The following is a 10,034-nucleotide window of genomic DNA, read 5'->3' as shown; positions in this document are numbered from 1 at the left end:
TTTCAATAACGGCATGGTCGTCACGTTCGCGATGCTGAACGGGTATTACACCGACCTCTATGGCAGCAACCAGGTGCAGCAGATGCCGGTCTCGCTGACCTACAATGGCATGACCGATACGTGGAGCGCCATCATCACGCCCGGGAACGTGCGGATAGACTTCGTCAACAGCCAGAACTTCTACACCGCGGGCGTCAGCGACGCCCAGGAGTTCCGCTGCGTGATCGTTCCCGGGGGCGTGAGCATCCCGGACAACCTAAAGGGTCCGGCGCTGCTGCGCTACCTCCGGGTACCGAACTAGAACGGCGCGCTGCGGCTGCCCCGCGGTCATGGCGGCCGCCGGAGGCGAACGGGATTTGTCCTATATTGCGCCCATGATATACCGTAGCAGAGCGCCCCTGCGGATCGGCCTGGCCGGTGGCGGGACGGATGTGAGTCCTTACAGCGACCTTTACGGCGGCGCGATATTGAATGCCTCCGTTTCATTATATGCGTATGCGAACATCGAACCCCTGGACGAGCCGACCATCATCCTGGAGGCCTTCGACCAGAAACAGGTAATCACCTACGAAGCGTCCAAAAGCCTGCCTTTGGACGGCCAGCTGGACCTGCTCAAAGGCGTCTACAACAAGGTCGTCGAAGACTACGGCGCGCTCCCGTGCAAGGGTTTCCGGCTCTCCACGATCGTCGACGCGCCCCCCGGGTCTGGCTTAGGCACGTCCTCGACCCTGGTTGTGGCGATATTGGGGGCCTTTGCGGAGCTGCTAAAGCTGCCGTTGGGCGAATACGACGTGGCCCACTACGCGTACCGCATCGAGCGGGAATACCTGCAGCTGGCGGGCGGCAAACAGGACCAGTACGCGGCCACGTTTGGCGGCGTGAACTTTATGGAGTTCTTTGCCGACAAGGTGATCGTCAACCCGCTGCGCATCCGGCAGGAATACCTCGACGAGCTGGAACACAACCTGGTACTGTATTTCACGGCCACCAGCCGGGAGTCGGCCAAGATCATCAAGGAACAGCAGAAGAACGTCACGTCGAACAATACGGCCTCGATCGAAGCCATGCACCAACTCAAGGAGCAGGCCCGGATGATGAAGGAGGCGCTGCTCCGCGGCAACCTCCAGGCCATCGGCGAAATCCTGGACTTCGGTTTCCAGCAAAAACGCCGGATGGCGCACAACATCTCCAATGCGCTGATCGAAGACATCTACGACAAGGCCAAAGCGGCCGGCGCCGTTGGGGGCAAGATCTCCGGCGCTGGCGGCGGCGGCTTTATGATCTTCTATTGTCCCGGCAACACCTCTTACAAGGTCCGCGAAACGTTGGGCGCGATGGGCGGTATTTGTTCACCCTACCGGTTCGTCAAATCCGGCCTCACCACATGGACCGCCAAATAAAGGAAGCCATCATCCTCGCCGGCGGCCTCGGTACCCGGCTGAGGAGCGCGGTCCCCGACCTGCCCAAATGCATGGCCCCCGTGGCGGGCAGACCCTTTATAGGTCATGTCATGGACTACCTGCTGGAGCAGGGGATCGAACATTTTATCTTTTCGCTGGGCTATAAGCACGACGTCATCGAAAAATATATAGACCGGGTATATGGCGCCTTAGACTATGTCTTTGCCGTCGAAAAGGAGCCGCTGGGTACCGGCGGCGCCATCCGCGAGGCGTGCAAGGTCGCCGAAGACCCGCAGGTCATCGTGACCAACGGCGATACCATGTTCCGCGCCTCCGTGCCGTCGCTCTCGGCAGTACACGTCGCGCACAACGCCCTTGTCACCCTGGGTTTGAAACCGATGCGCGACTTCGACCGCTACGGCATCGTTGACATCGATCCCGATGGCAGGGTGATTGGCTTTGAAGAAAAACAACCGCGATCATCCGGCCTGATCAACGCCGGGCTTTATGGTTTGAACGTCACGGAATACCTGGCTTCGGCTCCCCCTTCAGGCGTCTTCTCCTTCGAACGCGACTTCCTGGAGCCCCGCGTGGCCGGCGGCCGTCTGTTCGGCTATCCCGAGGACGCTTACTTTATCGATATCGGTATCCCGGAAGACTATAAACGGGCTCAAAAAGAATTCCTATGAGTACACAGATAGCGTTGCCCCGCGTGGACCGGAGCTGGGCCCTTTTCCTGGACCGGGACGGGGTCATCAACGTCGAGAAACCCATGGACTATGTCCGCCACTGGGACGAGTTCCAGTTCAATCCCGGCGTGCTCGAGGCCATGGGCCTGTTCAGCCGGCTTTTTGGCCGGATCGTGGTGGTGACCAACCAACGCGGCGTTGGCAAGGGCCTCATGACGGAGCAGGACCTCCTGGACATCCACGACAAGATGACCACGGAGGTCGCGGCCGTCGGCGGACACATCGACCGCATCTACTACGCCCCCGACCTCCACGACGACAGCCCCCGCCGCAAACCCAACCCCATTATGGGCCAGGAAGCCATGCAGGACTTCGCCGAGATAGACCCCACGCGGAGCTTTATGGTGGGGAATACTTTCTCGGATATGGAGTTCGGGCGCAACATCGGCGTCCAGACCGTATTCCTGCCGACGACGCGGCAGGAGCCGCCGATGCCGCACCCGCTCGTGGACTTTCTTTATCCCGATCTGTTAGCGTTCGCCCGTGCGCTGGCGGCCCGCGCGGCGCAATAAATTCCCGGTTTCTCAGTTATAGAAGTATATGAGGATCTTATTGTTACTATTGTTCCCGGCGATACTCCCCCTCGCGCTCCCAACAACGGTGCTCGCCCAAAAAAAGCCCGACCTCCGGAGCTATGAGGATTCCCTCACCGCCAACGGCGCCCAAATCGTCAACGGCCGGGACGCCTCCGAGCGGTTCGAGGCAGACAGCCAGTTTACCCGTACGCTGGTGCGGGCGCTCAAGGAACCCTACTCCTTCGAATATCCCTTCGACTCCCTGCAGAACGTATCCCACCTTTACGCACCGGACAGCAGCTTCCGCGTCTTTACCTGGGAGGTCATGGTCAGCGAGGACAGCTATCGCCGGCATGGGGCGATCCAGATGCGCACCCCCGACGGGTCACTCAAGCTTTTCGCGCTGATCGACCGGACCGACGCCACGGATCATCCACTCGACACCGTGACGAATAACACCTACTGGATCGGGAACATCTACTACCGGATCGTTCTGAAGAAATACCTCGGCAAAAACTATTACACCCTGCTCGGCTACGACGAGCACAACCTGGCGTCGACGCGTAAATGGATCGAAGTCCTTACGTTCGACGCTGAGGGCAAGCCCGTATTTGGCGGCCGTTATTTCGTTTTTAACGCGGGCGACCCCGTTCAGCCCGGCCCCATCGACCGCTATATGATCGAGTACAAAAAGGACTGCGGCGCCCGTATCCAATACGACCCTGACCTCGGGCTGATCATCGTAGACCACCTGATCTCGGAAAGCAACGAGCCGGAGAAAAAGTACACGCTCGTCCCCGACGGGGACTATGAGGGCTTCCGCTGGGTCAACGGGAAGTGGGTGCACATCAACAAGGTCTTCAGCCAGAAACTTCAGAACGGCCAGGCGCCCGTGCCGCAGCCGCTCAAGACGCCGCCGCGCGTCGGGGGGCACGAGTAATAGCGCCGCCAACGGGGCCGGGCGCGGGCAACACCGCCAGCCGGCTATGCCTTCACCGGCAACACCTCGCGGAGCAGCCCCCGGAGCGTCTCCTCCGACGCATTAAAAGACTGCAGCAGCCGCACCTGGTTGCGCGCGCGCACCAGGTTGTGCCCCGGATAACGCGAGCCGTAGTATACGTCGCTTTCCAGGTAGTCGGTCAGGAACCGGAGCGCCTGCATATAGATCATAAAGCGCCCCGCAAACAGGAACTGCTGTTGCTCCAGCGCGGTCAGGCTCCCCTCCATCCCATTCAGGTACCCCGCCACGATGGCGCGGAAGTATTCGGGACGCACCTTGACGAGCGCAAGGTCCTGCTCCTCCTCGGAGACCGGCGGCAGGTACGTCCGCATCATGTCCCCCACGTCGCTCAGGAAATACCCCGGCATGACGGTGTCCAGGTCGATCACGCACAAGGCGCGGTCGGCGTCGTCAAAAAGGATGTTGCTGATCTTTGTGTCGTGGTGCATGACCCGGAGCGGGAAGTCCTTCGACGCTTTGAGCGCCTCCAGGTCGGAGACGTAGTGGGCGTGGTTTTCCAGGTAGTATATTTCCTTGGCGGCCTCGGCGTGCCGCTCGGGCGTGGCCGAGGTCTGCGCCTTTTGGAATGCCCGGTAGCGCTCGCCCAGGTCGTGGAAACCGGGCAGCGTTTCCCGTAACAGCTTGGGGTCGAGGTCCGCCAGCTGGTGGCTGAAGCGGGCAAAGCTCCGCGCGGCCTCATACGCCTGCTCGGGGCGGCTGACGACGTCCAGGGTCTTCGACCCGCGGACAAAGGGGAAGATGCGGAAGTACTCGCCGCCGGTGGCGCCCGGCGCGCCGGGGCTGCCAGAAGCGCCGGAGCCGTTGGAGGCGCCGGTGGCGTTGGACGCACCGGAGGCGTTGGAGTCGCTCCCCGCGCCCCCGCGGATGTGCACATACGTCGCCCCATCGAGGGTCATCAGGGGATGGACGAAGAGGTATTCCGGGTGATACTTCTCCAGGTGCCCGCCAACGATCTTCAGGTTATACGCCAGGTCCTCCGGCCGCTTAAAAACTTGGTGATTGATCTTTTGAAGGATATATTTGACGACACCTTGCCGGTCCCGGAGCACCCAGGTCGAATTGATCAGCCCTGAGCCAAATGCCACGCAATGCCAGTCCAACGGGTTTAGGCCAAAACGGGAAAACAATTCTTGCAAAGTGGTCTGGTCCAACATACGTCTATAACATGAACATTCGTCAAGCCCTGCTGGAAGAGCATTCCAAACAGCAAGCCCAGGCCATCGCCGCCCATATCGGCAAAGACACCCAACGCTTCGGCGTCCTGATGTCCCTGTTCACCGGCACTGAATACCGCGTGATCCAGCGTTCGGCCTGGGTGCTAAGTTATGTGATCCGAAAATATCCTTCGTTGCTGACCCCATATTTAGCGCAAACGATTGATTTGCTCAGGGCCCCCGGGTTGCCTACCGCCGTACCCCGGAACATCCTCCGGGTGCTGCAGGACATCGACATCGAGAATTGATCACAACCATCCAAGAGCGGCTGCCCTACGAGACTGCCGCCTTCAAAAGCAGAGCCAAAAAGATCCTCGCCAAAAAAGCCTGACAGGCCCGAGGCTCGCCGGAGCACGAGGCGCAACAAGGCAAAAGCTAGTAGAGCATCCGCACCTTAATGGTATTGCGCACCTCCCGCAGCAGCTCCGCCGCCTTCGCGGATATGCGCTGGTCGACGTCGAGCACGACATACCCGATCTCTTCGTTGGTCTTCAGGTACTGCGCCAGGATGTTCACCTGGTGCGTGGACAACGCGGAGTTGATCTCGCTCAGCACGCCGGGGACGTTGCGGTGGATGTGGAGGATGCGGTGGGTGCCCTCCTGCGGCGGCAGGTTCAATTCGGGGACGGTGTGGGAACCGATGGTGACGCCGTTCTCCAGGTAGTGGAACAGCTTGTCGGAAACGTCTTCGCCGATGTTGGCCTGCGCCTCTTCGGTGGAGCCGCCGATGTGGGGGGTGAGGATGACGTTGGAGAGGCCCTGGAGCGGGGTCTCAAAGCGATCCCCATTCTTCTCCGGCTCCCAGGGATAAACGTCGACGGCGGCGCCGCTGAACCGGCCTTCCCGAAGGGACAATGCCAGCGCGTCCAGGTCGACGACCTCGCCACGGGCGTAGTTGATGAGGATGGAGCCCTTTTTCGCGTGCGAAAGGACCTCCGCGGTCATCATCATTTTGGTGCGCGGCGTCTCGGGGACGTGGAGGGTCACGATGTCGGCTACCGACATGAGCTCCTCGAGGGTCTGGGCCCGGCGGGCGTTGCCCAGCGGGAGCTTGGTGAGTACGTCATAAAATACGACCTTCATCCCCAGGGCCTCGGCCAGGACGCTGACTTGGGAGCCGATGTTGCCATATCCTATGATACCCAACGTTTTACCTCGAAGTTCATAGCTCCCCTTGGACTCTTTCATCCAGACCCCCTCGTGGGCGGCCTTGTTCTTGTCGGGGATGCGGCGGATCAGGAATATGGAGGCGGCAATGACCAATTCGGCCACCGACCGGGTATTCGAATAAGGGGCGTTAAAAACGGTGACACCGTGACTGGTGGCTGATTTGAGGTCAACCTGGTTGACACCTATGCAAAAACAGCCGATGGCCTGGAGCTTGGGAGCGGCGTCCAGCACGGCCTGGGTGACTTTGGTCTTGGAGCGGATGCCCAGCAGGTGGACGTCTTTGATCTGCTTGATCAGTTCTTCTTCGCCAAGGGCGCCGGTGAGGCGGGTGACATTGGCATAGCCGGCGTCCTTAAAGAGGCTGGCGGCGGTTTCACTAATGTTCTCGAGGAGGAGGATGTTGATCTTTTCTTTTGGATAGCTTGTTAATTTTTTTTCTGACATTGCCTGGGAGTCTATTATTTTGCAAAAATAAGAAATAAGAAGCCGTTTCATGAAACATATCGCCTTGGGTATTTGTGTTTGTGGTATCATGTTGAGTTGTGGGGCTAAGCAACCGAAAGAGGACAAGTCGCAAACGAGTGTTCGCGGCGATTCGAGCGCGGTCGTCAAACGCGCGCGGATCACGCCGGCAGAGTTCAACCGCATCTACGCGTTATCCGATAACTTCTATAACTCGCTACAGCGTTCCGGTTTCAACGGGGCCTTCCTCGTCGCGAAGAACGACAGCGTCATCTACGAGCGCTATCGCGGCTACGAGGACCTGCGGTCGCGCAACAAGCCCGTGAACGAGCACAGCGCCTTCCACCTGGCGTCGGTGTCCAAGACCTTTACCGCGATGGCGGTGCTCAAGCTGATGGAAGAAAAGAAGATCGACCTCGACTCCAGCGTGCAATACTACCTGCCGGCGTTCCCCTACCCCGGCGTCACCGTGAAGATGCTCCTCAACCACCGGAGCGGGCTGCCCAACTATCTTTATTACATGCCGACGACCGGTTGGAACAAGCACGACTACCTGTCCAACGATAGCCTGCTGGCCGTGCTGTCGCGGCTCAAACCGCGGCTGACCGCAAAACCCGGCACCCGCTTCCACTACTGCAACACCAACTATGCGATGCTCGCCCTGGTGGTGGAAAAGGTGACAGGGACGCCCTTCCCGCAGTACATGAAGCAAACCATTTTCGACCCGCTCGGTATGAAAGACACGCGCGTCGTCACGGCGGGCATGCTGGACAGCGTGATGCCCTCCTACATGGGCAACGGCCGGATGGCCGCCTGGACCTTCCTGGACGGTACCTATGGCGACAAGAACGTTTACTCCACCGCCCACGATCTGCTCAAATGGGACCAGGCGCTGCGTACCGACTTCCTGACCAAGGCGTCGCTCGACATGGCGTACACGCCCTACAGCTTCGAGAAACCCGGTATCCGCAACTACGGCCTGGGCTGGCACCTGTTCCTCTACCCCACCGAAAAGGTCATCTTTCATAACGGGTACTGGCACGGGAACAATACCGTTTTCTTCAGGCTCATAAAAGAAGGCTACACCATCATCGTCCTGGGGAACCGCTTCGACAAGTACATCTACCACGTCCAGCCGCTGGCCGAAGCCCTGACGGGGCGTAAGTTCGACGTCAAGGGCGTGCCGATGCCCGAATCCGACGATACCGGCGATGGCGACGGTGGCGGGAAATAAATCACTCCACGCTAAAGCTGTTCACGATGGCATCGAACGCCGCCTTGCTGTCGTCGTAGTGCCCGCGCGCCGCGGTACACGTCACGACGTAGGCTATCCCCCCGGAAACGACACACGTCAGCATCCCTTCGTTGTCCTTGCCATCGACGGTCGAGGAATAGCGGAGCCAGCGGGAATCGTGCCCGTTCAACGTTCCGGAGCCCTTGTCCATGACCTTGAAGTTGGCGAGGTACTGGCGCATGCCTTCGATACTCTGCGCAAAACAATCATCCAGCGAGAGCGTCATCGATTGTGTCACGACATTGACGTTGGGGTGGAAGCCGCCGACGATCGTATCGCAGATGACGGCGGTAAAATGCACGCCGTTCATCGAGGTATCCTTTTTGGTCCAGCCGGGGATCGCCTTAATGCCGTACCGGCCGGTCCCGCCGTTCATCCCCGGCGCCGCGGCGAAGGCTTTTATCGTTTCCTGTGAATCGGTGGTCTTTGGAGAAAGGTGGCAGCCGGCAAGCATAACGACGGCCGTGAGGAGCAGGATCGGTTTCATTGGTTGAGGGTATTTGAGACCTAATTTACTATTTTGCAGCCATGGAAAAGGTCCTTGTCCGCATCTTTCGGTATTTCGACGCACACCGACCCGTTTTTTTAGGCTGCTTTATAGGAAGTTTTGTCCTTTTGGGTTGGTTCGCGTCGAAAACGCACTTCGAGGAAGACATTTCCAAGGTGCTGCCCAAGGACCCCAAGGTCGAAAAGCTCAACGAGGTTTTCCGGAATTCGCGTTTTACCGAGCGGTTAGTCATCATGGTGTCGATGAAGGACAGCTCGGCGCAGCCGGACAGCCTGACGGCGTATGCGGCCGACCTCGCGTCGGCGGTTTCGTCACGCCTCGGGCCCTATATCGCGCGGTTTACGGACAAGGTCGACGACTCGCTGAGCTTTTCGTTGTTCAACACCATTTCCGAGCACCTGCCGGTGTTCCTCGACTCCTCCGATTATGTCTCGCTCGATAGCCTTATCACGCCGGCGCAACTCCAGGCGACCCTGGCCGGCGACGTCAGGACACTCTCCTCCCCCGCCGGCCTGGCGCTGAAACAGATGATCGTCCACGACCCCGTCGGTATCACCTTTTTGGGGTTGAAAAAGCTCCGCCAGCTACAATACGACGACAATTTCGAGTTGTATGATCAGTACGTGATGACGCGCGACCACCGCTACCTGATGATGTTCCTGACGCCGCGGTACCCGGTCAACAACACGGGTATGAACGCGCGGTTGCTGCGCGGCATCGACGCGATCCGGGACAGCCTTTCGTCGCGCGGGGCGTCCGCATCCTATTTTGGCGCGGTAGCCGTCTCCGTGGGTAACGCGCTACAGCTGAGACGCGATACGATCATCACCCAAGGGGTCACCGTCGTCTTCCTGATAGTTTTTATCGGTTGGTATTTCCGTAAAAAACGGGCGCCCTTCATCATCCTCGTGCCGGTGCTCTTCGGATCGCTCTTCGCGCTGGCGGCCATTCACTTCATACGCGGAAGTATCTCGGTAATCGCGCTGGGGAGCGGGTCCGTCATCCTGGGGGTGGCGGTAAACTACTCCCTGCACGTCTTCAACCACTACCGGCACACGCGGGACGTAGCGCAAACGATCCGCGACCTGGCTTTTCCCCTGACCATAGGGAGCTTTACCACCATCGGCGGGTTCTTCTGCCTGGAGTTCGTACAGTCCGACATGCTCCGCGACCTGGGTCTGTTTGCGGCGTTCAGCCTCATCGGGGCATCGTTCTGCTCGCTGGTCTTCCTGCCGCACTTCCTGCCGCGCCTGGACAAATCGCGCGCGCCGGAGCACTCGTGGATCGACCGCCTGGCCTCGCTCCGGCCGGAGTATAACCGCTGGCTGGTGGTCGTGATCCTCGCGCTGACCGTGGTCTTTGCCTGGCAGGCGCCCAAGGTGGGTTTTGAAGCGGACCTCAACAAGATGAACTATATGTCGCCCCGGCTCAAGACAGCGGAGGCGACGCTGCGCCGCATCAGCGTCTTCTCCTACCAGTCCGTGTACCTGGTCACGGAGGGGCGGACGCTGGACCAGGCGCTGGAGGCGGGGGAGCAGATGAATGCGCGGGTGGCGCAGCTGACCGACTCGGGTTTCGTGAAGAAGTATTCCGGGGTGTCGTCGTTGTTGCTGTCGGATTCGCTGCAACGCTTGCGGATCGCCCGCTGGAACCGGTATTGGAGCCCGGCCCGGAAAGACTCGCTTCTTACCGCCTTGCGGG

At 59.7% G+C, this 10,034-nt stretch carries 11 protein-coding genes; 8 read left to right on the top strand and 3 right to left on the bottom strand.

What is annotated here, in order from left to right:
- The 5 genes from VL547_RS00465 to VL547_RS00445 all read left to right on the top strand — a co-directional run.
- Positions 1 to 301, top strand: a 301-nt coding sequence (locus VL547_RS00465; RefSeq protein ID WP_325574005.1) for a hypothetical protein, incomplete at its 5' end; no start/stop codon positions are given.
- Positions 302 to 374: 73 nt separating this feature from the next.
- Positions 375 to 1,400, top strand: coding sequence for a dehydrogenase (locus VL547_RS00460; protein WP_325574003.1), 1,026 nt, complete (start codon positions 375 to 377; stop codon positions 1,398 to 1,400).
- On the top strand, positions 1,385 to 2,089 hold the full coding sequence (locus VL547_RS00455) for a nucleotidyltransferase family protein (RefSeq protein WP_325574001.1): 705 nt from the start codon (positions 1,385 to 1,387) through the stop codon (positions 2,087 to 2,089). The genes VL547_RS00460 and VL547_RS00455 overlap by 16 nt, the downstream gene beginning before the upstream one ends.
- Positions 2,086 to 2,661, top strand: a complete 576-nt coding sequence (locus tag VL547_RS00450; protein ID WP_325573999.1) for an HAD family hydrolase — start codon at positions 2,086 to 2,088, stop codon at positions 2,659 to 2,661. The genes VL547_RS00455 and VL547_RS00450 overlap by 4 nt, the downstream gene beginning before the upstream one ends.
- A 28-nt stretch (positions 2,662 to 2,689) precedes the next feature.
- On the top strand, positions 2,690 to 3,604 hold the full coding sequence (locus VL547_RS00445) for a hypothetical protein (RefSeq protein WP_325573998.1): 915 nt from the start codon (positions 2,690 to 2,692) through the stop codon (positions 3,602 to 3,604).
- A gap of 44 nt (positions 3,605 to 3,648) precedes the next feature.
- Here VL547_RS00445 and VL547_RS00440 read toward each other — a convergent pair whose 3' ends face one another.
- Positions 3,649 to 4,839 carry a phosphotransferase enzyme family protein gene (locus VL547_RS00440; RefSeq protein ID WP_325573996.1) on the bottom strand — a complete coding sequence of 397 codons (1,191 nt, stop codon included), beginning with the start codon at positions 4,837 to 4,839 and terminating at the stop codon, positions 3,649 to 3,651.
- A gap of 11 nt (positions 4,840 to 4,850) precedes the next feature.
- Between VL547_RS00440 and VL547_RS00435 the strand changes: the two genes are divergently transcribed.
- Positions 4,851 to 5,147, top strand: coding sequence for a hypothetical protein (locus VL547_RS00435; protein WP_325573994.1), 297 nt, complete (start codon positions 4,851 to 4,853; stop codon positions 5,145 to 5,147).
- A 127-nt stretch (positions 5,148 to 5,274) separates the two neighbouring features.
- Here the strand turns inward: VL547_RS00435 and serA are convergent, their stop codons facing one another.
- Positions 5,275 to 6,513, bottom strand: coding sequence for a phosphoglycerate dehydrogenase (gene serA, locus VL547_RS00430; protein WP_325573992.1), 1,239 nt, complete (start codon positions 6,511 to 6,513; stop codon positions 5,275 to 5,277).
- Positions 6,514 to 6,562: 49 nt separating this feature from the next.
- On the opposite strand from serA, the gene VL547_RS00425 reads away from it, so the two are divergent.
- Complete coding sequence (locus VL547_RS00425) at positions 6,563 to 7,765, top strand: serine hydrolase domain-containing protein (protein WP_325573990.1); 1,203 nt, start codon at positions 6,563 to 6,565, stop codon at positions 7,763 to 7,765.
- A gap of 1 nt (position 7,766) precedes the next feature.
- Here VL547_RS00425 and VL547_RS00420 read toward each other — a convergent pair whose 3' ends face one another.
- Complete coding sequence (locus VL547_RS00420; RefSeq protein ID WP_325573988.1) at positions 7,767 to 8,312, bottom strand: PsbP-related protein; 546 nt, start codon at positions 8,310 to 8,312, stop codon at positions 7,767 to 7,769.
- Between the two features lie 41 nt (positions 8,313 to 8,353).
- On the opposite strand from VL547_RS00420, the gene VL547_RS00415 reads away from it, so the two are divergent.
- The coding region (locus VL547_RS00415; protein WP_325573986.1) for an MMPL family transporter at positions 8,354 to 10,034 on the top strand (1,681 nt) is incomplete at its 3' end.

It is taken from the genome of Dinghuibacter sp. (assembly GCF_035492835.1).
In the GTDB taxonomy this organism is placed as follows: Bacteria; Bacteroidota; Bacteroidia; order Chitinophagales; family Chitinophagaceae; genus Dinghuibacter.
Note: the sequence above shows the minus strand (reverse complement) of the source record. Positions and strands in the feature narration are given on the sequence as shown.